Here is a 19622-nt window from a genome sequence, read left to right as displayed (position 1 = left end):
ACAGCGCACTCCCACACAGGGCACTAACGTGCCGCCTATGACGACTGCACTGATTACGGGAGCGACCGCGGGTATCGGCGCCGCGTTCGCGCGGCGGCTCGCGGCCGAGGGACACAACCTGGTGCTGGTGGCCCGCGACACCAAGCGACTGCACGAGCAGGCCACCGAGTTGCATGACCGGCACGGCATCGAGGCGGAGGTGCTGACCGCCGATCTGTCGCAGGACGCCGGGATCGGCGCGGTCGAGAAGCGGCTCGCCGACCGGAAGAACCCGGTGGACCTGCTGGTCAACAATGCGGGGTTCGGCAACAAGGGACGCTTCCTCGAGGTGTCCATGGCCGACGAACTGACGATGCTGAAGGTGCACTGCGAGGCGGTGCTGCGGCTGACGGCGGCGGCGGCGGAGTCGATGCGGGAGCGCGGGCGGGGTGGGGTGGTGAATGTGGCGTCGGTGGCCGCGTTCGTGCCGCGCGGGACGTACGGCGCTTCGAAGGCGTGGGTCGTGCAGTTCACGCAGGGTGCCGCGCGGGATCTGGCGGGGTCGGGCGTACGGCTGATGGCCCTGTGCCCCGGATTCGTACGGACGGAGTTCCACGAACGGGCCGGGATGGGGACGGACAACATCCCTGGGTGGATGTGGCTGGACGCGGACAAGCTGGTCTCCACAGCGCTGGCGGACCTGGCTCGCGGGAAGTCGCTCTCGATCCCCGACCCGCGCTACAAGGCGCTGATGGGTGCGGTGAAGCTGGCGCCGCGCGGGCTGCTCGGCGGGATCACATCCAGGACAGGCCGGAAGTACGGTCCGCAGTGAGCGTGTCGCGGAAACCGTCCGGACGGCGGTCTCCCGACAGTCGCCCCGGCGGGAACGGCGGAGAGCACCACGGCGAGAACCACGGCGAGAGCACCGCAGAAGACTTCGGCGGCCGACCGTCCCTCCTGCTCGCCATGGGCCCCGGCATCGCCGAGCGCCTGCTCGACGACCGCCACCGCGACCGTCTCACCGCCCTCGCCCGTACCGATCCGCACCTGGTCGCCCACGATCTGACCGCCCCTTCGCCACCCGTCGCGGACGCGCTCGCCACGGCCGAAGTACTGCTGACGTGCTGGGGCACGACCCCGCTCACCGCCGAGGTCCTCGCGGCGGCCCCGCGGCTGCGCGCAGTCGTCCACGCCGCCGGCTCCGTCAAGAACCACATCACCGAGGCCTGCTGGGAGCGCGGCATCGCGGTGACCTCGGTGGCCGCAGCCAACGCCCTGCCCGTCGCCGAGTACACGCTCGCCGCGATCCTCTTCGCCAACAAGCGCGTTCTGCACACCCGGCACCGCTACCGCGCGCTGCGCACCCACCACGACTGGCGCCTGGAACTCGACGGCGCGGGCAACTACGGCCGTACGGTCGGGATCGTCGGCGCGTCCCGGATCGGCCGCCGGGTGATCGAGCTGCTGCGCCCGTTCGACCTGCGGGTTCTGCTGTACGACCCGTACGTCGGGTCGGCCGAGGCCGACCGGCTCGGCGTCGAGACCGTGCCGCTGGACGTGCTCTGCGCAGGCAGCGACGTCGTCACGGTCCATGCCCCGCAGATCCCGGCCACCCGCCATATGATCGGCGCCCGGCAGCTGGCACTGATGCCCGACGGCGCGACGCTGGTCAACACCGCGCGCGGTTCGCTGGTCGACCAGGAGGCCCTGCTCGCCGAGCTCGTCCCCGGACGCCTCGATGCCGTACTGGATGTGACGGACCCTGAAGTCCCGTCCGCCGACTCGCCCTTGTACGACCTGCCGAACGTCCTGCTCACTCCGCACATAGCGGGCTCGCTCGGCCGCGAGCTGCACCGGATGGCCGACCGGGCGCTGGACGAGGTGGAGCGGTTCGCGGCCGGGCTGCCCTTCGCGGACCCGGTCCGTCCCGGGGCACTTAAACATTCCGCTTAGCTCATCATTGGGCGCAATTCTCACTAAACTGGACGCATCCCACCCATTTACGGGAGGCGCCATGAAATTCGTACAGATAGTCGACTACAAGACCGAGCAGTTCGACACCATGAACCAGCTCATGGACAAGTGGGTCGATCAGACCAAGGGCAAGCGGACCGCCACCCACACCCTCACCGGCAAGGACCGCTCCGACGACTCCCACTACGTCGAGATCGTCGAATTCCCCTCGTACGAAGAGGCGATGAAGAACTCCCATCTACCCGAGACCGACCGGATCTTCCAGGAGATGGTGGCGCTCTGCGACGGGATGCCGTCGTTCACCGACCTCGATGTGGTCCGCGACGAACAGCTGAACGCGGCAGCCGCCCGCCGCTTCTTCCACGAGATCGCCGTCGGAGGCAACCTCGACGCCATCGACGAGCTGTTCGCGGCCGACTACCGGGACCACGACATCATCAGGGCAGAGGACACCGCCACCGGGTTGGAGAACATGCGCAGCGATGTCACCGGTTGGCGCGACGCGTTCGACTTCACCTTCAACCTGGACAGGCAAGTGACCGAGGGCGACGACGTCGTGACGCTGTGGACCTGGACCGGCACACACAAGGGCGACTTCCTGGGCATCGCCCCCACCGGCAAACAGTGCACCATGACCGGCACCACGATCTTCCGCTTCCAGGACGGGAAGGTCCAGGAAGGCTGGTGGCACTACGACGTCATGCGCCTGATGCGGCAGCTCGGCGCGCTGGGCTAGCAGCGGCGTCGCTGGGGCCCCGGCACACCCGGCCGGACGCCGAAGGCCCCCGTTCCTACCGCCGAGCGGCGGGAACGGGGGCCTTCACATGTGTCGTACGGCGTCAGTGGCTGTGGCCGTGACCGTGGCCCGCCTCGGCCTCCTCCTCCGCCGGCTTCTCGACGACCAGGGTCTCGGTCGTGAGCAGCAGGGAGGCGATGGACGCGGCGTTCTCCAGCGCGGAGCGCGTGACCTTGACCGGGTCGATGACGCCGGCCTTCACCAGGTCGCCGTACTCGCCGGTCGCGGCGTTGAAGCCCTGGCCGGCCTCGAGCTCGGCGACCTTGGCGGTGATGACGTAGCCCTCGAGACCGGCGTTCTCGGCGATCCAGCGCAGCGGCTCGACGGCGGCGCGACGGACGACGGCGACACCGGTGGCCTCGTCGCCCTCCTTGCCGAGGTTGCCCTCGAGCACCTTCACGGCGTGGACGAGCGCGGAGCCACCACCGGAGACGATGCCCTCCTCGACCGCGGCGCGGGTCGCGGAGATGGCGTCCTCCAGACGGTGCTTCTTCTCCTTCAGCTCCACCTCGGTGGCGGCGCCGACCTTGATCACGCACACGCCGCCGGCCAGCTTCGCGAGGCGCTCCTGGAGCTTCTCGCGGTCCCAGTCGGAGTCCGTGGACTCGATCTCGGCCTTGATCTGGTTGATGCGGCCGACGACGTCCTCGTGCTTGCCGCCACCGTCGACGACGGTGGTGTCGTCCTTGCTCACGGTCACGCGTCGGGCGGTGCCCAGCACGTCCAGACCGGCCTGGTCGAGCTTGAGGCCGACCTCCTCGGCGATGACGGTGGCACCGGTGAGGGCGGCCATGTCGCCGAGCATCGCCTTGCGTCGGTCGCCGAAGCCGGGGGCCTTGACGGCCACCGCGTTGAAGGTGCCGCGGATCTTGTTCACGACGAGGGTGGAGAGGGCCTCGCCCTCGACGTCCTCGGCGATGATCAGCAGCGGCTTGGAGCTACCCGCCTGGATGACCTTCTCGAGCAGGGGCAGCAGGTCCTGGATCGAGGAGATCTTGCCCTGGTGGATCAGGATGTACGGGTCGTCGAGGACGGCCTCCATACGCTCCTGGTCGGTCACCATGTACGGCGACAGGTAGCCCTTGTCGAAGGCCATGCCCTCGGTGAAGTCGAGCTCCAGGCCGAAGGTGTTGGACTCCTCGACGGTGATGACACCGTCCTTGCCGACCTTGTCCATCGCCTCGGCGATGAGCTCGCCGACCTGCTGGTCCTGCGCGGAGAGCGCGGCCACGGCGGCGATGTCGGCCTTGTCCTCGATCGGGCGGGCGGTCGCGAGGAGTTCCTCGGACACGGCCTTGACCGCGGCGTCGATGCCCTTCTTCAGGGCGGCCGGGGAAGCGCCCGCGGCGACGTTGCGCAGGCCCTCGCGGACCAGCGCCTGGGCCAGCACGGTGGCGGTGGTGGTGCCGTCACCCGCGATGTCGTTGGTCTTGGTCGCCACCTCCTTCACCAGCTGGGCGCCGAGGTTCTCGTACGGGTCCTCGACCTCGACCTCACGGGCGATGGTGACACCGTCGTTGGTGATGGTCGGGGCGCCGAACTTCTTGTCGATGACGACATTGCGGCCGCGGGGGCCGATCGTCACCTTCACCGTGTCGGCAAGCTTGTTGACGCCGCGCTCGAGGGCGCGACGGGCGTCCTCGTCGAACTTCAGGATCTTCGCCATGGGAGCTTCTCTGTCCTCTCGAACGAACTGCGCCCCTGGGCACCCGGCTACATATGTCGCGGGGGCCAGGGGCGCAGATATAAAACTTCGGGTGAATTACTTCTCGATGATCGCGAGCACGTCGCGAGCCGAGAGGACGAGGTACTCCTCGCCGTTGTACTTCACCTCGGTGCCGCCGTACTTGCTGTACAGCACGACGTCGCCGGTCTTGACGTCGAGCGGAAGCCGCTCGCCGTTCTCGAAACGGCCCGGGCCCACAGCGAGGACGACGCCCTCCTGGGGCTTCTCCTTCGCGGTGTCCGGGATGACCAGGCCAGAGGCCGTGGTCTGCTCGGCGTCGAGCGGCTGGACCACAATGCGGTCCTCGAGCGGCTTGATGGCAACCTTGGAGCTGGCGGTCGTCACGATCCGACCTCCCCCTTCGGAGATCTCACGGGGTTAACTGTCTGAGGTGGCGACCAGGTGGATCCGTCGTCGCGGGTGCCGGACCTGCCCGTCGCTGTGTTGGCACTCTCCAGTGGGGAGTGCCAGACCTGAGACTATGACTGCGATTAGCACTCGGTCAAGCGGAGTGCCAATCCGCCGGTGTGGCGTCGGGGTGTCACGGTCGGTCCGATACGGAGAACGCGGCGCGGGCGCCCCGGGTTCCGCGCGGTACAGCAGCAATTCCGCCCGGCACGACAGCAATCACGGCACGGCAGCAATACGGCACCAGCAATACGGCCGGCCTGCCCCTCAGACGTAGTCCTCCAGACGCGCCACCGCGTACCCCTGCGCCTGGATACGGCGCAGCATCCGCCCCGTCGTCCTCGTGTGCGCGAGCACGATGTCACCGGGCCGCAGCCGTTCACCCTCCGCATACGCCCGTCCCAGCACCACCGCACGGACCCCGCAGTCGGCCGCCGCCCGCAGTGTGTCGGCGTTGTACGCGCCGCGTGGTGGACGGAGCAGCCGTTCCCGCCGGCGGCAGATCTCGTCGTGCTGGTCCTCGTACGAGAGCGTGCGCAGATCGGTCCTGCCGCCCGTGCGGAACGTACTGATCGGCAGCTTCAGATCGCCGACCATCCGCAGGAACTCCCGGTCGCGCTCCACGCCGTCGTCGAAGGTGAGGAAGACGACCTTCTCGCGGGTCGGCACCCGGTTCACCACGTACGGCACCTTGGGCCTGCGCGCGGGCGGCTTCGGCGCGGCCGCGAGCGGCGCGGCCAGCCCCCACCGCTTGTGCGCGGAGCCCGGTACGCCCGCGCCCGGGGAGACCCGCTGCGCGGCCTTGCGCCCGAGGCGCTCGATCGGGTCCACCGACTGCGCACACCCCGAGGCGAGAAGCGCACCGGCCGCCAGCACTCCGGCCAGCAGCCGGTGCGCGCGTCTCATACGTAGTCCTCCAGCTTCGCCACGGCGTAGCCCTTGTCGGTAATCGTCCTCATGACCCGCCGGATCAGGTCGGGCATGGTGGCCTTCCACTCCTCGGGGCCGCGGAAGTGCGTCAGGATGATGTCGCCGGGGTGCAGATCCTGGTCCCACTCGCGCCACTCCATGTGGTCCGGAAACGCCTCGGCGGCCCACAGCGGCACGGCCTTGATGCCGCACGATTTGGCCACGCGCAGCGTGTCCCGGTTGTAGTTGCCGTACGGCGGACGGAAGAGCGAGGGCCGCTTCCCGTACCGCTCCTCGAGCTTGGTCTGCTGGTTGCAGATCTCCCGCTCCTGCTCGGCGTACGAAAGGCCGGGCAGATAGAGGTGGTTGAGGGTGTGGTTGTACAGCGAGACCCCGCGGTCCCGCATCTCCTTGAAGTAGTCGTAGTTGTTGCTGATCAAGTAGTCGCTGAGGAAGGCGCTGTACGGGATCTTGAGCTCGGACATCATCCGCAGCAGGGCGGGGTCCTTCTCCCAGCCGTCGTCGATCGTCAGAAAGACGACCTTGTCCTTGACGGGCACGGTGGTGAAGACGGGCGGCAGGGACTCGCCGTCCTCGACCTCGAAGCCCTCACGGGTGGTGATCTCCGGCTTGACGGCGGGCGGCTGGGGCGCGGCGAGCGGGGGCTTCTCCAGGCCCCACTTCTTGGCTGCGACGGCGCGGGCGGCCTGGGCGCGCTTCACCTTCTCCACGTAGGCGGTGAGCGCGCCGGCCGGGCCGGACCGCGGCTTCGCCTGCCCGCCGGGGGCGGCTTTGACGCCGCCGGCGGCACCGGGGCCGCCGGAACCGCGCGAACCACCCGAGGACTCGGCCGCACAGGCGGAGCCGAGGGCGGCGACCAGGAGCACAGCCAGGACCGCATGGCCCCGATTGGCTGTCATTTTTCCTTTTTGTCGTACTGGGTGCATGGCGCCGCATCCTGTCAGTGCGCAGCCCCGGCACGGGGCCGACACCGCCCACCGCGGGCGCACCATCCCCCACCTGGCCCACAATGGGCCGGGTGACCGATCTCGTTCCCTTCTCGACCCTGCTGACCGACGAGGGCCAGGCACTGCTCGCCGCACTGCGGGACTACGACCCGGCCCAGGAACTGGCGGTCGCGTCCCGGCTGCGCCGCGAGCACCCGGTCGGGCTGGTCACGGCGGCGCTCACACAGGCGCGACTGCGACAGCGGGCGGTGGCCAAGTTCGGCGCGGCGGACGCACAGCGGATGTTCTTCACCCCGAACGGCGTCGAGCAGGCGACCCGCTCCTCGGTCGCGACGTACCGGGCCGGGCGCTTCGCGGCGCTGGGCGTACGGAGCGTGGCGGACCTGTGCAGCGGGATCGGCGGCGACGCGATCGCGCTGGCCCGGGCCGGCATCTCGGTCCTGGCGGTGGACCGCGACCCGCTGACGGCAGAGGTCGCGCGTGCGAACGCGGAGGCGCTGGGCCTGGCCGAGCTGATCGAGGTCCGGTGCGCGGACGTCACGGAGATCGACACGGGTGGGTACGACGCGGTGTTCGTGGACCCGGCCCGGCGGGGCGGCCGGGGCAGGATCTTCGACCCGGAGGCGTACTCCCCGCCCCTCTCCTGGGCGATCGGCGCGGCCCGCACCCGCCCGCACGCTGCCCTCAAGATCGCACCCGGCATCCCGCACGAGGCGGTCCCGGACGACGCCGAGGCGGAGTGGATCTCGGACGGCGGCGATGTGAAGGAGGCGGTGCTCTGGTTCGGCACCCGTCCGGGCACGGTCGGTGCGACGCTGCTGCCGGGCCCGCGCTCGCTGACCGGCCGCGGGCTGCCGGACCCCGAGGTCCGCAAGGTGGGCCGCTTCCTGTACGAGCCCGACGGCGCGGTGATCCGCGCGCATCTGGTCGCCGAGGTCGCGGAGGAGCTGGACGGCGGGCTGATCGACGAGACGATCGCGTACATCACGGCGGACGAGCTGCGGCCGACCCCGTACGCCACCGCCTACGAGATCACCGATGAACTCCCCTTCGGCCTGAAGAAGTTGAAGGCGCTGCTGCGGGAACGCGAAGTCGGCAATCTGACGGTGAAGAAGCGCGGCTCGGCGATCGAGCCGGAGGAACTGCGCCGCAAGGTGAAGCCCAAGGGGCCGAACGCGGCGACGGTGTTTCTGACGAGAGTGGCGGGGGCGCCGACGATGCTGATCGGGCGGCCCGTGTAATTCAGGTCACAGGCGCCCCGGAATATACAACCTCTGTGCTGTCAGCCCGAGTTGTTAGGGTTTCGGGTTGGGCGCCACGCAGGGGGAACCAAGGGGGAAGCATGGTGGATCACGCCGATCTCCACGTATCGGACGACGACCTGACCCGGCTCGCCGGGGATCTCGACGATATGCAGCGCCACCTGGACAGCCAGGTGCGCCGGATGGACGCGATCGTCGACCGTATCGCGGCGGGCTGGAAGGGCGAAGCGGCCAAGGGGTATCGCGCCCTGCACAGGGGCGCGGCGGAGGACGCCGTACGGATCCGGGAGATCCTCGTCGTCCTCGAAGAGGCGATGGGGGCGGGCCGGGACGGCTTCAGCCAGCAGGAGCTGGAAAACCTCCGGCGGATGCGCAGGGCCCAGAGCCAGGTGGACGTGGAGCGCGAGGCGCGCGATCTTTCCGAAGGCACCGCACCGTCCGCGCCGCGCAGCAGCATTCTCGACATCTGACTAGGCACTGAACGCTGCGGTCGAGGCGTACAACAACCGGGTCCAGCGGCAGGTGCCCGAGCTCAACAAGTTGCTGCCCGCACTGGACGAGGCATTCCTTAGCGCGCCCACTTTCCGGGCCGAGTCCGTGCGGGCCGAGGCGTTCGGGGCCCGTGCCCTGAACGATTTCAAGAAGAGCCAGCTCTACACCGTGCCCGGCGATGACGAGAGCAACCACAAGTACCCCGTCGACCTGGCCAATCAAGAGGGCATAGGCAACAGTCACGTCATCGACAAGCACGTCGGGAAGACGGACGAGCAGCTCGAACAGCGACTGCGCGACCAGCAAATGATCAGGAATGGCGACATTCGGCCGAAGGCGGCATCCTCCTTCGACGACCTCGAGTCCGCGCAGAAACTGACCCAGGCTGTTATGGACGACCCGGACAATGAGCGCAGGATCCAGAATTGGCTCAACGGCAACCCCGGGGAGTCCTCCAAGCGAAACGTCGGACTCACCTTCAACGACCCGACGGGTCGCACCTGGGACCGCGGCGACTCGTCGGCACACGATGCCTACAATGTCATCGTGACCTTGAAGCCGGGTGCCGGGCGGGCATCCCCCGTACGTCGTGCTGACATCCATGCCGACCGACCAGGCGCCTCCCCAGTAAGGACACGGAATGGCATTCGATTTCGGCGATCTCTTCGAAGATGGCCCCATTCTGCGGCTTCTCGATTTCATGGGCGGGTCTGCGCAGGAGGACGACCTCGTACGGTTCTGCCGTACGGTACGGAACTCCGCCCAGGCCGACTGGGTCATGCCGCTCAACGCGGTGGCTGCGCTGCTTGAGCTCACTGCTGAAAAGGTGAGCACCGCCGCCCCGGGGACAATCCCGGAGCGTTTCGGTCAGAAGCTGCACCGAGCCGCTGGAGAGATGGCAGGCCCTGAGTATCTGCGCATGCTGGCCGAGCTTATCCGGCCTTTCGACCGGCAGGCCGTCCCGTCGGTCCGCGAACTCCCGCTGGGGTCCCTGGAAATTCGGGTCAGGTTTCCCAGGACCATTGACTTTGGACTGAGTTGGATCGCACCCGGAGAGCATACGACCGACGAAGAGGCGATCACTGCGGGCGTGGAGAGCGAACACCCCTCCCACTGCCTCGACGTAATCCCCTTGCTGGCAGCAGAAGTTCAAGAACTCCTGATGCTCTTCCCGAGCGACGAAGAACTCACCCACGCGGTGCGCGGCGAGATCTCCTGGGTCTCTCGTCCAGTCCTGGACGACATCATCCGGCTGGCTGCGGCGCATATGGCCCAGCCGCACTGACGATTGACGCATCGTCCCTCTCGATAGGCAGTTGACCATGCGAACCCGCAGCTCCTCCTACCCCGACCGGGAGACCTCCCAGTGGTGCGCTCAGCAGGTGGTGACCCGCAATGAGCAAGTCATCCACCGCTGGCTCGCCCAGTCGACCCGGCAGCGCCTGACCATCGAGGCCGCCTGGCCGTCCCGGTCCGAGCCGGCCGGGCGCGTCCTGCTGCAGTCGATGATGCTCGCCGGACGCGACGCCATCGACGTGCGTGCCGCACGAGTGATCCTCAAGCGCGACTCTGCGAGCCCGCACGGCTTCGCCGTGCACGCCACGTTCCCGATCTACCTCTAGAGGCATCCGTGTCCCTGAAACCGCTCGAACACGACCGCAAATAGGGCGAGTTGGACCAGGTTATCCGCGCGTATCTGGGCCGGCCGGCTGACGACGATCCCGAGAAGCGCTCCGCCGCGCTCGACGCATATGTACGGCACACCTGGCGCACGCGCCCCTGGGCGATCGCCGTCGCCGAGCACCAGCTTCGCGAGTACGCAAAGAATCCGCCGGGCCGACTGCGGCTCCGTCTGGGCGAGTTCTATCCCGTACCCGATGTCGGGCTGCCCGACACCGCGATCCAGGCATGGCTGGAGCAGCTCGCCGACCACCTCAAGCACAGCATCGAGACCGGCGAGGCCCCGCCGCCCGCCACCCCGCAGACCCACTGGGAGTGGCACGCCCGTTTCCCCGAGCTCGGGCAGCTGCTCGGCGGCTGGTTCTCCCAGGACATGCCGGACGAGTTCGAGAGCCACGACGCCGCGCTCCAGGACTACCTCGACACCACCGACTCCGGCCTGATCGCCCAGCTCACGGGCGAACTGCACGAGCTACTGGCGCTCCCCCTGAACGACTCCGACTACGTGCTCGCCGTGGCCGAGCTGGGTATGGAGGTCGATCCCCCCTACGCCCCCGGCGCCTGGCTCACGATGCTGGCCGACCAACTTCGCCTTCGATGACGGTGAACGTGGGACGTGACGCGTGGGAGGCCGCGGCCCTCCGGCTGTTCGACGACAAGTACTCACTCGTCGCCACGGGCCCGCGCCTGCACTCGGATTGGATGCTCGACTCCGCGGCCGTGATGAACGACGCGGAGGTCGGGATCTTCTGGTCGTTCAATGCCATCTGACGGCGGTCGTCACCTCATGCTCCTGCCCGAGTTGGGCGATCGTTCCGGGGCCGCAGTCGGTCGGCTGATTCAAGCCAGCCGCCGCCGGCGGACAGCCGAGTTCCCTGACCGGGAGGGATGAGCATGGCGTTGCACCCGGAAGGGATATTCACCAGCGGCCCGCTGTTCCAGCTCGTGAGCCTGGCCGCCTGGCACGACGATCCGCTGGAGTGGCAGGTCCTGCGACTCCAGCGGATCGTACGGACCGAGTACTGGGATGCGCACTGGCGTCATCCGATGCAGCCCCTTGCCTCCCAACTCGACTACATGGCTGCCACTCTCACCAAGGACTTCTTCGCGTCCTGCCCTCCTGCGGCGCAGGAAGCCTGGACCACCGCCGCCGGGAACAAGTCCGTCGCCGAGTTCATGAGGGAGCTCGCCATGCTGCTTCGCGTCGCGGACCGGGACCTGGATCCCGACTACGACGAGATACCGCTGGTCGAGTGGGAGGTACGGGCGCGCTTTCCGCTCCTGCTCGCGCTCGGCAACTGGGCGTACGACGACGAGTACGACTCGTTCGAAGCAAGCGTCCAGGGACGCATCGATGCCGAACACCCCTTCTGCGACCGGGAACTCGTCCCGATCATCGCTCAGGCGATGGAGGCCTTGGCACTCTGCGCGCAGTCCGGACGCTTCGCAAGCGCCCTTGAGTCGTACGCGTCCGGCGCGACGTCTGCCGCCCTGGCCACCCTCACCGACCTCGGCCACGCACACATGCGCGCACGCCACCGCCCCTGAAGCGAGGTCAGCGGTGCGCGCCGCCACCCACCCGTGCCGGGACGACCGCCACCAGCCGCACCGCCCACCGGTAGTGGCTCACCGCCTTCGCGATGCCGAGCAGACCCGTCAGCCAGAGGATGAAGCCCATCCCCATCAGCAGGATGACCTCCGCGTACGTCCCCTGCCCCTGCTTCGCGCCGGCCGGGACCGCGAAGCACAGCCACAGGCCCACCGCGCACAGCAGGAACGACGGCACGAACCAGCACAGGCTCTCGCCGGGCGACCGGTAACGGGCGTCGCGCGCCGGGTCGCGGTCGAGCGACGACCACTGGCGCAGGCGTTCACGCACCTGGCCGTCGTGGCGGATGCCGAACCCGATCACGATTGCGGTCGGCACCATGAACGCGAGTCCGACGCCCAGGAAGATCACGCCGAACAGGACGTAGAACGGGTCCAAGGGCCCCGTGAAGGTCTGGAGTGCCGCACCGACCAGGCCCCAGCCCGCCGCGAAACCGGCCACCGTCAGCCACAGCAGCAGCAGTCGCGACACCCGGATGCTGCGCCTGCTCAACTCGCCCATCGCACCGGCCCGGTCGGCGAGCAGCGCCTCGCGGTCGGGCCAGGCCCGTATCTCCTCGGGCGGCGGAGGCGGTGGCAGCGTACGGCTGGGCATGCGGTTCCTTCTCGGGTGTGGTCGGCCGGTGGATGCCCCGACCGTATCGGAGGATTGATCGCCTACGGTCGGCCGCACTCCTCCGCCCGCGCCCGCAGCAGCTCACGCTCGCGCTCATTGCGCGTCAGTGAAGCCGCCCGCTCGAACTCCGCCCGGGCCTCCGCCAGCCGGCCGAGGCGCGCCAGGAGATCGCCGCGCACGCTCGGCAGCAGGTGGTACTCCTTCAGCGCCGGTTCCGCCGCCAGTTCGTCCACCATCGCGAGCCCCGCCTCCGGTCCTTCCGCCATCGAGACCGCGACCGCACGGTTCAGCTCCACCACGGGGGACGGGGCGAGCGCCGCGAGTTGGCCGTACAGGACGGCGATCGTGGACCAGTCCGTGTCCTCGTAACGCACCGCCTGTGCGTGGCAGGCGGCGATCGCGGCCTGCAGCGCGTACGGGCCCGAGGCCCCGCCCGACACCGCGTTCGCGCGGCCGAGCGCCGCGAAACCGCGCCGGATCAGCAGCTGGTTCCAGCGGGAGCGGTTCTGGTCGGCGAGCAGCACCGGCTCGCCGTCCGGGCCGGTACGCGCTGCCGTGCGGGAAGCCTGGATCTCCAACAGCGCTGCCAGGCCGTGGACTTCGGGCTCCTGGGGCATGAGGCCGGCCAGCACACGGCCCAGCCGCAACGCGTCCTCGCAGAGCGCCGGGCGCTGCCAGTCGTCGCCCGTGGTCGCCGAGTAGCCCTCGTTGAAGACGAGGTAGATGACTTCCAGGACCGACGAAAGGCGCTCGGCGCGCTCGGGGCCGTACGGGACCTCGAAGGGGACGTCCGCCTTGGCGAGGGCGCGTTTCGCCCGGACGATGCGCTGCGCGACCGTCGGCTCCGTGGCCAGGAAGGCGCGCGCGATCTCCTCGGTGGTCAGGCCGCCGAGGAGTTTCAGCGTGAGGGCGATCCGTGCGTCCGTCGACAGCACGGGATGACAGGCGGTGAAGATCAGCCGCAGCAGGTCGTCGTCGATGTCGTCGGGACCCGATGGCTCAGGCGGCGGCACGTCCTCCAGGTCGCGCCCGACCTCCGCCAGCTTGCGGGCGTACGTCTCCTTGCGGCGTACGAGATCGATCGCCCGGTGCTTGGCGGTGGCCATGAGCCAGGCGCCCGGCTTGTCCGGCACACCTGACTCCGGCCACTGCTCCAGCGCGGCGACCAGAGCGTCCTGCGCGATCTCCTCGGCGATGCCCACGTCGCGCACGATGCGGGTGACACCGGCGATGATCCGCGCCGACTCGATCCGAAATACCGCTTCCACCGCGCTTGCTGCCGTCACGGGCAACCATCAGAGCAGCCCCGAAGCGCGGCGGCAAACAGCTCAGCCCTCGGCGAGCTCGCGGAGCTCGCAGGTGATGTTCCAGTTCTCCGGGTGGATCTCCAGGAAGCGCTTGGTCCATTCAAGGGCCTCGGCCTTGTCCTTGCACTGCATGAGGGCGTAGCCGCCGACGACTTCCTTGCTCTCGGTGAAGGGCCCGTCGGTGTACGACACCTTGCCGTCCGACCAGGACACCCGGGTGCCCTCGGCGGTCGGGGTGAGACCGGCCGTATCCAGCATGACGCCGGCCTTGGTGATCTCCTCGAGCAGCTTGCCCATGCGCTCGTTGAAGTCCTCGGGGAAGTCCTCCCCGGACATCTCGTTCTCGTTGATACGGACCATCGACAGGTAGCGCGGCATTGCGACTCCTCGGGTCGGGAGGGCGGGGCCGTTCCCCGCCTCTCACCCATGCGTCGAACGGGAGACGGCCGGATCGACATCGTCACCGGAATTCTTCCGAGGAATTCTCAGCCGAGCGACTCGAAGCGCCAGCGGTGCACCGGCCGTGTGATCAAGTCAGCCGTCGGCTCCGGCAGTTCCGGCAGCTCGGCGCCCACGTCGGACCCCTCCCACCAGGTGATCACCAGTACCCGGTCCTGCCCGCCGCGGAAGGTCTCACGGCGCAGCGGCTCGTGCGCCAGCTCCTGGGCCCGCGCCCATTCGAGCAGCTCCGCGCCCCGGCCCTGAACCGCCCGGGCCTCCCACATCAGCGCGACCGTCATGAGTACCCGACCGTCATGAGTAGAGGTTGTCCTTGCTGATCTCGTGCACATGGTCATGCGTATGCCCATGCGTCTGGCCCGGCACATGCGGATCCGTCACCGGCAGAGACGAGTCCGCCGACAGCTCCCAGTCCGAGGCCGGCCTGCCCCGCGCCACCATCTCCGCGCCCAGCGCCGCCACCATCGCGCCATTGTCCGTACACAGCCCCGGCCGCGGCACCCGCAGCCGGATCCCCACCCGCTCGCACCGCTCCTGCGCCAGCGCCCGCAGCCGCGAGTTGGCGGCCACACCTCCGCCGATCATCAGGTGGTCCACACCCTGGTCCTTGCAGGCGCGCACCGCCTTGCGGGTCAGCACATCCACGACCGCCTCCTGGAAGGACGCCGCCACATCCCGTACCGGCACCTCCTCGCCGGCCGCCCGCTTGGCCTCGACCCAGCGGGCCACCGAGGTCTTGAGTCCCGAGAAGGAGAAGTCGTACGCCGGGTCGCGCGAGCCGGACAGACCGCGCGGGAACGCGATCGCGGCCGGGTCGCCCTCCTTCGCCAGCCGGTCGATCACCGGACCGCCGGGGAAACCGAGGTTCAGCACCCGAGCGATCTTGTCGAAGGCCTCGCCGGCCGCGTCGTCGATCGTCGCGCCCATCGGCCGTACATCGCTGGTGATGTCCGGTGCGAGCAGCAGCGAGGAGTGGCCGCCGGAGACCAGCAGCGCCATCGTCGGCTCGGGCAGCGGGCCGTGCTCCAACTGGTCGACGCAGATGTGCGAGGCCAGGTGGTTCACCCCGTACAGCGGCTTGTTCAGCGCATACGCGTACGCTTTCGCCGCCGAGACTCCGACCAGCAGCGCGCCCGCCAGGCCGGGACCGGCCGTCACCGCGATGCCGTCGAGGTCGCGCGCCGAGACGCCCGCCTCCTTCAGCGCGCGCTCCACGGTCGGCACCATCGCCTCGAGGTGCGCGCGCGAGGCGATCTCCGGGACCACACCGCCGAAGCGGGCATGCGTGTCCACGCTCGATGCGACGGCGTCCGCGAGCAGGGTCGTACCGCGGACGATGCCGACGCCGGTCTCGTCGCAGGAGGTCTCGATGCCGAGTACGAGCGGTTCGTCAGCCATCAGTCAGTCCAGCCATCAGTGAGTCTCTGTTCCTTGTACGTGGAGCCGCATGACGAGGGCGTCGATATTGCCGGGCTGGTAGTAGCCGCGGCGGAATCCGATGGGCTCGAAGCCGAAGCGCTCGTACAGCTTCTGGGCCCGGGTGTTGTCCACGCGCACTTCGAGGAGCACCTCGTCGCACTCGAAGGCGGTGGCGTGCTGCAGCAGGTCGATGAGGAGCCGGGAGCCGAGGCCCGTACCCCACTGGCCGCGGGCGACGGCGATGGTCTGTACGTCTCCGAGCCCACCGGCCGCAGCCAGCCCGGCGTACCCGACGATCTCCCCGTCCTCCTCGGCGACCACATAGCGGCGGGTGGCCTGCGGGCCGCGCGCATGCGCGAGCTCGGACCAGAACATCCCCGGCGACCAGGCGTCCTCGGGAAAGAGCGCATGCTCGAGCGCGAGCACCGGCTCCAGGTCCCACCAGCGCATCTCACGCAGCACAGCGGTCGCTTGGGTGGTCACTTCGGCGTGACCACCTTGTAGTTCTTGGGCACCTGTGCGTCGGGCCGGCGCAGATAGAGCGGCTTCGGCGGCAGGCCCCCCTGGTTCTGGAAGAAGTCGGTCTCACCGGCGGCCAGCTTCTCGGCGGCCAGCGCCGCGAGCGCTCCGGCCGAGACATGCTCGGGCCCGCGGGCGTCCGGGAAGGTGTCGGGGTAGAGCAGCGCACCGGCGCCGACGGTGGGCAGGCCCGCGACCTGGTCCGCGATATCGGCGGGCCGGTCGACGGCGGGTTCGCCCACTCGCTTGCGGGAGGAGTCGTACCGGGCCCAGTAGACCTCCTTGCGGCGCGCGTCCGTCGCGACCACAAAGGGCCCGTCGAGCCCCGACGCGTACGCCAGCCCGTCCAGCGTGCACACCCCGTACACCGGCACCCCGAGCGCCGAGCCGAAAGTCGCGGCGGTGACCAGGCCGACGCGCAGTCCGGTGTACGGGCCGGGCCCGACCCCGACCACCAGACCGGTGACGGCGTCGAGTTTCACCCCGGCCTCGGCGAGGACGCGGTCTACGGCGGGCAGCAGCAGCTCCCCGTGCCGGCGCGCGTCGACGCGACTGGACTCGGCGACGACGGAGCTGCCGTCGTGGAGGGCGGCGGTGACGGCGGGCGTGGCGGTATCAACGGCAAGCAGGAGCACGCAAACAGCCTACGGCTCCGGAGACCGGGGCACGGTGCCCCGTCGGACAGGGTGCCTGCTGCTAACGTCACCACGGATACGTACGTACGAAAGGTGGGCGGCACGGTGGCACGGAGCAGCTCGGGACTGGTGGCCGGGCTCACAGCGGCCGCTCTGGCCGTCGTCGGCTTCCTCGCCTACCAGGCGTCGGCGACCGCTCCCGACCATCTGGGCAAGCCGAGCAACCCGAGTGCGGTCCCGTCCGCGGAGGCCTCCGGCGGCCCCAAGCAGAAGCCCAGGAACCCGCTGACGGTGCCCGCGAAGTCGGGCGCGGGCGTGCGCGTCGTGTACTCGCTGGGCGACCGGCGGGTGTGGCTGGTGGGCGAGAAGGGGCAGCTGAGGCGGACCTTCCAGGTCATGCCGTCGACGGTGAGCCCGCAGCCCGGTGTGTACCCGGTGACCTCGCGGGCGGGGACGGTGCCCGGCTCGGACGGGGTGCTGATCGAGCACGTGGTGCGGTTCGCGAGCGTCGGCGGTGTGCCGGTCGGTTTCAGCGCGGCGCGGGACGGGTCGATGGCGAGCCCGGACCCGGAGAAGAAGACCGGCGGTGTACGGATGAAGCGGGCGGACGGCGACGCGCTGTGGAAGTTCGCGGCGATCGGCACAAGGGTCGTCGTCGTTCCCTAGCCGTCGTTCCCCAGCTCCCGCGGGCTCCCGTAGCTCCCCGAAGTCGCGCGGCTGCCCCGACGGGTCGTCCCGAAGCTCTCGCAGCCCTGACGAATATCGCCCGTATGAAGTACGCCGCGTCGCGGTGCGTGGATTACGCCGCGTCGCGGTGCGGTGCACGCTCTTCGGCAAGGCGTTCCTCACGGGGCGGTGTGGAGACCGCGCTGGCCGCCGCGCACGACGCCAGCAGATCACTCATCGACAGGGCCGACGGCTTCAGCGTCGCCGGCTGTGCCGACTGCTGCCGTGGCAGCGGTTCGCGCTCGGATGCCGGCATGGACGCCTCCTGGGTCTCCGGGGGCAGGCGTGGTTAGGTAGACCTAACCAGGTCTCCGTACCATGTGACCACGCGCAGCAGGGCCCGCGCAACACTTTGCCGACGTCTTGTCGGAACGACCAACCTTTCGGGCTCAGCCCGGTGGGGCGTCAGCCGGCCAGGAGAGCCGGATCCACCTGCGCCCATCGCGCGCCGAACCCGGTCAGGGTGACCTCGCGGCGGTCGTCGTCCGTGTCGCCCACGACCCGGTGGATCAGCACATGCAGCCGGTCCTCCGTGAGGTCCTCGACCTTGCCGTCGCCCCACTCCACGACCACCACCGACTCCGGCAGCGAGACATCGAGATCGAGGTCCTCCATCTCGTCGAGGCCGCCGCCCAGCCGGTACGCGTCCACATGGACCAGGGCCGGGCCGCCGGTCAGCGAGGGGTGGACGCGCGAGATGACGAAGGTCGGGGACGTGACGGCGCCACGGACCCCGAGGCCCTCCCCCAGGCCGCGGGTCAGCGTCGTCTTGCCCGCGCCGAGCTCGCCGGTGAGCATCACCAGATCGCCGGGGCGCAGCAGTTTCGCGAGCCTGCGCCCCAGCTCCTGCATCTGCTCGGGCGATTCAACGGCAAGGCGGGCAGTGACGGTGACGTTGGCGGCGGTGGTCTCAGCCGCCGGGCTGTGCGGTGCTTCCATACGGGCCAACGTTAGCCGCTGCCGGAACCGCCCCGACCCGGGCCAGCAGGTCCGCAAGGCGGTCCGTGACGACCTCCGGGTGCTCCAGCATCACCAGATGCCCGCCGTCCGGCACGATCACCAGCTCCGAGTCCGGCAGCAGGTCCGCGATCGCCTCGCTGTGCGAGCTCGGCGTGACCAGGTCCTTGTCACCGGCCAGGACCAGCACCGGCACCTCGAGGAAGACGGCGAGCGACTCGGCCTTGTCGTGCTCCACGAACGCCGGATAGAACTCCGCGACCACATCGATCGGGGTCGACTCGATGAGCCGCTCCGCGAACCGCGCCACCGCCGGGTCCACGTCCTTGGACGAGAAGGAGTACCGCTTGATGAGGCCGGCGAAGAGATCGGCGGTGGCCCGGCGACCCCGCTCGACCAGTTCGGCCTGCGAGCCGAGGGCCTTGAGCACACCGGGCAGCACCCGCCGTACCACGTTCACGCCCGCGACCGGCAGCCCGTAGTTGACCTCGCCGAGCTTTCCGCACGAGGTGCCGACGAAGGCGACGCCGACGACCCGCTCCCGTACCAGCTCAGGGAAGTGGTCGGCGAGCGCCATGATCGTCATGCCGCCCATGGAGTGGCCGACCAGTACCAACGGGCCCTCGGGCGCTGCCGCGTCGATGACCGCCTTGAGGTCGCGGCCCAGCTGGTCGATGGAGACCGGCACGCCGTCCGGGCCGGCCTGCGCCTCGCCGCGGGCCGAACGGCCGTGGCTGCGCTGGTCCCAGTGCACCGTACGCACCAGACCGCGCAGCGCGGCCCGCTGGAAGTGCCAGGAGTCCTGGCTCAGACAGTAGCCATGGCTGAAGATCACAGTGACCGGCGCCGGCGCCTTGCGGCCGAAGAGCCGGCGCCGGCGCGGGCCGCCCGCCTCCGGGTCCACCTCGTCGGCCTCGTAGTAGAGCTCCGTGCCGTCGTCGGCGAGCGCCTTGCCCGGCAGGCCGCGCAGTGAGCCGTACGGCCCGGACGCGTCCAGCGCCAGCCGCGCCTTCTGGCGCATACCGCGGCCGACCGTCATCCGCTCGATCGCCACGCCCGCCGCCGCACCGGCCGCGATCACACCTATCGCGGCGCCGGCGATGCCCGCCCGGCGCCAGTTGCCCGTCGTGGCAGCCGTCACCGCGGCCGCCACGGCGTCCCCCGTGCTGGTCTCGCTCACCG

General features: G+C 69.6%; 25 protein-coding genes and 1 pseudogene. 12 read left to right on the top strand and 14 right to left on the bottom strand.

What is annotated here, in order from left to right; translation table 11 throughout:
• The first annotated feature begins 37 nt into the window (after window positions 1-37).
• The 3 genes from AB0D12_RS08780 (at window position 38) to AB0D12_RS08770 (ending at window position 2689) form a co-directional block, all read left to right on the top strand.
• Complete coding sequence (locus tag AB0D12_RS08780) at window positions 38-811, top strand: SDR family oxidoreductase (protein ID WP_362678402.1); 774 nt, start codon at window positions 38-40, stop codon at window positions 809-811.
• Window positions 812-945: 134 nt separating this feature from the next.
• A complete protein-coding gene (locus AB0D12_RS08775) occupies window positions 946-1932 on the top strand; it encodes a hydroxyacid dehydrogenase (RefSeq protein ID WP_362678803.1) in 987 nt (328 codons plus the stop codon).
• A 61-nt stretch (window positions 1933-1993) separates the two neighbouring features.
• A complete protein-coding gene (locus AB0D12_RS08770; RefSeq protein ID WP_362678401.1) occupies window positions 1994-2689 on the top strand; it encodes an ester cyclase in 696 nt (231 codons plus the stop codon).
• Window positions 2690-2792: 103 nt separating this feature from the next.
• Here the strand turns inward: AB0D12_RS08770 and groL are convergent, their stop codons facing one another.
• The 4 genes from groL to AB0D12_RS08750 all read right to left on the bottom strand — a co-directional run bounded on the left by groL (window position 2793) and on the right by AB0D12_RS08750 (window position 6712).
• Complete coding sequence (gene groL, locus AB0D12_RS08765) at window positions 2793-4415, bottom strand: chaperonin GroEL (RefSeq protein WP_362678400.1); 1623 nt, start codon at window positions 4413-4415, stop codon at window positions 2793-2795.
• 96 nt (window positions 4416-4511) lie between these two features.
• Window positions 4512-4820 (bottom strand): co-chaperone GroES, encoded by a 309-nt coding sequence (gene groES, locus AB0D12_RS08760; RefSeq protein WP_003948573.1) that lies wholly within the window; start codon window positions 4818-4820, stop codon window positions 4512-4514.
• 330 nt (window positions 4821-5150) lie between these two features.
• The gene (locus tag AB0D12_RS08755) at window positions 5151-5789 is read right to left on the bottom strand and encodes a polysaccharide deacetylase family protein (RefSeq protein ID WP_362678398.1); all 639 of its coding nucleotides are present in this window, start codon (window positions 5787-5789) and stop codon (window positions 5151-5153) included.
• Entirely contained in the window at window positions 5786-6712 is a 927-nt protein-coding gene (locus tag AB0D12_RS08750; RefSeq protein ID WP_362678396.1) for a polysaccharide deacetylase family protein, read from the bottom strand. The genes AB0D12_RS08755 and AB0D12_RS08750 overlap by 4 nt, the downstream gene beginning before the upstream one ends.
• Before the next feature lie 110 nt (window positions 6713-6822).
• Between AB0D12_RS08750 and AB0D12_RS08745 the strand changes: the two genes are divergently transcribed.
• The 8 genes and pseudogenes from AB0D12_RS08745 to AB0D12_RS08710 all read left to right on the top strand — a co-directional run bounded on the left by AB0D12_RS08745 (window position 6823) and on the right by AB0D12_RS08710 (window position 11742).
• Window positions 6823-8001 carry a methyltransferase domain-containing protein gene (locus tag AB0D12_RS08745; RefSeq protein WP_362678394.1) on the top strand — a complete coding sequence of 393 codons (1179 nt, stop codon included), beginning with the start codon at window positions 6823-6825 and terminating at the stop codon, window positions 7999-8001.
• Window positions 8002-8102: 101 nt separating this feature from the next.
• Window positions 8103-8492: a WXG100 family type VII secretion target gene (locus AB0D12_RS08740; protein WP_362678392.1), complete on the top strand. Its 390-nt coding sequence runs from the start codon at window positions 8103-8105 to the stop codon at window positions 8490-8492.
• A gap of 52 nt (window positions 8493-8544) precedes the next feature.
• A pseudogene (locus AB0D12_RS08735) lies at window positions 8545-9063 on the top strand (RNase A-like domain-containing protein); the annotation flags it as partial.
• Between the two features lie 91 nt (window positions 9064-9154).
• Window positions 9155-9799, top strand: coding sequence for a hypothetical protein (locus AB0D12_RS08730; RefSeq protein WP_362678843.1), 645 nt, complete (start codon window positions 9155-9157; stop codon window positions 9797-9799).
• 37 nt (window positions 9800-9836) lie between these two features.
• Window positions 9837-10136 carry an RNase A-like domain-containing protein gene (locus AB0D12_RS08725; RefSeq protein ID WP_362678390.1) on the top strand — a complete coding sequence of 100 codons (300 nt, stop codon included), beginning with the start codon at window positions 9837-9839 and terminating at the stop codon, window positions 10134-10136.
• A 50-nt stretch (window positions 10137-10186) separates the two neighbouring features.
• The gene (locus tag AB0D12_RS08720; RefSeq protein ID WP_362678389.1) at window positions 10187-10795 is read left to right on the top strand and encodes a contact-dependent growth inhibition system immunity protein; all 609 of its coding nucleotides are present in this window, start codon (window positions 10187-10189) and stop codon (window positions 10793-10795) included.
• Entirely contained in the window at window positions 10792-10965 is a 174-nt protein-coding gene (locus AB0D12_RS08715; RefSeq protein WP_362678387.1) for a hypothetical protein, read from the top strand. Before AB0D12_RS08720 ends, AB0D12_RS08715 begins: the two co-directional genes overlap by 4 nt.
• A 123-nt stretch (window positions 10966-11088) precedes the next feature.
• Complete coding sequence (locus AB0D12_RS08710; RefSeq protein WP_362678385.1) at window positions 11089-11742, top strand: hypothetical protein; 654 nt, start codon at window positions 11089-11091, stop codon at window positions 11740-11742.
• Window positions 11743-11749: 7 nt separating this feature from the next.
• Here AB0D12_RS08710 and AB0D12_RS08705 read toward each other — a convergent pair whose 3' ends face one another.
• From AB0D12_RS08705 to tsaB, 7 genes are all read right to left on the bottom strand, one after another.
• Window positions 11750-12397, bottom strand: a complete 648-nt coding sequence (locus AB0D12_RS08705; RefSeq protein WP_362678383.1) for a hypothetical protein — start codon at window positions 12395-12397, stop codon at window positions 11750-11752.
• A gap of 62 nt (window positions 12398-12459) precedes the next feature.
• Entirely contained in the window at window positions 12460-13704 is a 1245-nt protein-coding gene (locus AB0D12_RS08700; RefSeq protein ID WP_362678381.1) for an RNA polymerase sigma factor, read from the bottom strand.
• Window positions 13705-13746: 42 nt separating this feature from the next.
• Window positions 13747-14103 (bottom strand): YciI family protein, encoded by a 357-nt coding sequence (locus AB0D12_RS08695; RefSeq protein ID WP_362678380.1) that lies wholly within the window; start codon window positions 14101-14103, stop codon window positions 13747-13749.
• Between the two features lie 107 nt (window positions 14104-14210).
• Window positions 14211-14465, bottom strand: coding sequence for a hypothetical protein (locus AB0D12_RS08690; RefSeq protein ID WP_362678378.1), 255 nt, complete (start codon window positions 14463-14465; stop codon window positions 14211-14213).
• A gap of 13 nt (window positions 14466-14478) precedes the next feature.
• Complete coding sequence (gene tsaD, locus AB0D12_RS08685; RefSeq protein WP_362678376.1) at window positions 14479-15582, bottom strand: tRNA (adenosine(37)-N6)-threonylcarbamoyltransferase complex transferase subunit TsaD; 1104 nt, start codon at window positions 15580-15582, stop codon at window positions 14479-14481.
• Between the two features lie 15 nt (window positions 15583-15597).
• Window positions 15598-16053, bottom strand: coding sequence for a ribosomal protein S18-alanine N-acetyltransferase (gene rimI / locus AB0D12_RS08680; RefSeq protein WP_362678800.1), 456 nt, complete (start codon window positions 16051-16053; stop codon window positions 15598-15600).
• A 29-nt stretch (window positions 16054-16082) separates the two neighbouring features.
• The gene (gene tsaB, locus AB0D12_RS08675) at window positions 16083-16757 is read right to left on the bottom strand and encodes a tRNA (adenosine(37)-N6)-threonylcarbamoyltransferase complex dimerization subunit type 1 TsaB (protein ID WP_362678374.1); all 675 of its coding nucleotides are present in this window, start codon (window positions 16755-16757) and stop codon (window positions 16083-16085) included.
• 105 nt (window positions 16758-16862) lie between these two features.
• On the opposite strand from tsaB, the gene AB0D12_RS08670 reads away from it, so the two are divergent.
• Window positions 16863-17423 (top strand): L,D-transpeptidase, encoded by a 561-nt coding sequence (locus AB0D12_RS08670; RefSeq protein WP_362678372.1) that lies wholly within the window; start codon window positions 16863-16865, stop codon window positions 17421-17423.
• A 133-nt stretch (window positions 17424-17556) separates the two neighbouring features.
• On the opposite strand, the gene AB0D12_RS08665 is transcribed toward AB0D12_RS08670, so the two are convergent.
• From AB0D12_RS08665 to AB0D12_RS08655, 3 genes are all read right to left on the bottom strand, one after another.
• Complete coding sequence (locus AB0D12_RS08665) at window positions 17557-17739, bottom strand: hypothetical protein (RefSeq protein ID WP_362678370.1); 183 nt, start codon at window positions 17737-17739, stop codon at window positions 17557-17559.
• Window positions 17740-17888: 149 nt separating this feature from the next.
• Window positions 17889-18422 (bottom strand): tRNA (adenosine(37)-N6)-threonylcarbamoyltransferase complex ATPase subunit type 1 TsaE, encoded by a 534-nt coding sequence (gene tsaE, locus AB0D12_RS08660; protein WP_362678368.1) that lies wholly within the window; start codon window positions 18420-18422, stop codon window positions 17889-17891.
• A complete protein-coding gene (locus AB0D12_RS08655; RefSeq protein ID WP_362678366.1) occupies window positions 18394-19620 on the bottom strand; it encodes an alpha/beta hydrolase in 1227 nt (408 codons plus the stop codon). The genes tsaE and AB0D12_RS08655 overlap by 29 nt, the downstream gene beginning before the upstream one ends.
• Window positions 19621-19622 lie beyond the last annotated feature (2 nt).

Origin of the sequence: Streptomyces sp. NPDC048479, from assembly GCF_040651435.1 — a bacterium.
Lineage (GTDB): Bacteria > Actinomycetota > Actinomycetes > Streptomycetales > Streptomycetaceae > Streptomyces.
This window is presented reverse-complemented; position numbering and strand designations above follow the sequence as displayed.

Coding starts and splice junctions, on each gene's coding strand:
- AB0D12_RS08665 (WP_362678370.1), bottom strand. CDS start 17,739: ATGCCGGCATCCGAGCGCGAACCGCTGCCACGGCAGCAGTCGGCACAG.
- AB0D12_RS08730 (WP_362678843.1), top strand. CDS start 9,155: ATGGCATTCGATTTCGGCGATCTCTTCGAAGATGGCCCCATTCTGCGG.
- AB0D12_RS08710 (WP_362678385.1), top strand. CDS start 11,089: ATGGCGTTGCACCCGGAAGGGATATTCACCAGCGGCCCGCTGTTCCAG.
- AB0D12_RS08740 (WP_362678392.1), top strand. CDS start 8,103: ATGGTGGATCACGCCGATCTCCACGTATCGGACGACGACCTGACCCGG.
- AB0D12_RS08705 (WP_362678383.1), bottom strand. CDS start 12,397: ATGCCCAGCCGTACGCTGCCACCGCCTCCGCCGCCCGAGGAGATACGG.
- tsaE (WP_362678368.1), bottom strand. CDS start 18,422: ATGGAAGCACCGCACAGCCCGGCGGCTGAGACCACCGCCGCCAACGTC.
- groL (WP_362678400.1), bottom strand. CDS start 4,415: ATGGCGAAGATCCTGAAGTTCGACGAGGACGCCCGTCGCGCCCTCGAG.
- AB0D12_RS08780 (WP_362678402.1), top strand. CDS start 38: ATGACGACTGCACTGATTACGGGAGCGACCGCGGGTATCGGCGCCGCG.
- rimI (WP_362678800.1), bottom strand. CDS start 16,053: ATGCGCTGGTGGGACCTGGAGCCGGTGCTCGCGCTCGAGCATGCGCTC.
- AB0D12_RS08775 (WP_362678803.1), top strand. CDS start 946: ATGGGCCCCGGCATCGCCGAGCGCCTGCTCGACGACCGCCACCGCGAC.
- AB0D12_RS08750 (WP_362678396.1), bottom strand. CDS start 6,712: ATGACAGCCAATCGGGGCCATGCGGTCCTGGCTGTGCTCCTGGTCGCC.
- AB0D12_RS08755 (WP_362678398.1), bottom strand. CDS start 5,789: ATGAGACGCGCGCACCGGCTGCTGGCCGGAGTGCTGGCGGCCGGTGCG.
- AB0D12_RS08695 (WP_362678380.1), bottom strand. CDS start 14,103: ATGCCGCGCTACCTGTCGATGGTCCGTATCAACGAGAACGAGATGTCC.
- AB0D12_RS08725 (WP_362678390.1), top strand. CDS start 9,837: ATGCGAACCCGCAGCTCCTCCTACCCCGACCGGGAGACCTCCCAGTGG.
- AB0D12_RS08715 (WP_362678387.1), top strand. CDS start 10,792: ATGACGGTGAACGTGGGACGTGACGCGTGGGAGGCCGCGGCCCTCCGG.
- AB0D12_RS08745 (WP_362678394.1), top strand. CDS start 6,823: ATGGGCCGGGTGACCGATCTCGTTCCCTTCTCGACCCTGCTGACCGAC.
- AB0D12_RS08770 (WP_362678401.1), top strand. CDS start 1,994: ATGAAATTCGTACAGATAGTCGACTACAAGACCGAGCAGTTCGACACC.
- AB0D12_RS08690 (WP_362678378.1), bottom strand. CDS start 14,465: ATGACGGTCGCGCTGATGTGGGAGGCCCGGGCGGTTCAGGGCCGGGGC.
- tsaD (WP_362678376.1), bottom strand. CDS start 15,582: ATGGCTGACGAACCGCTCGTACTCGGCATCGAGACCTCCTGCGACGAG.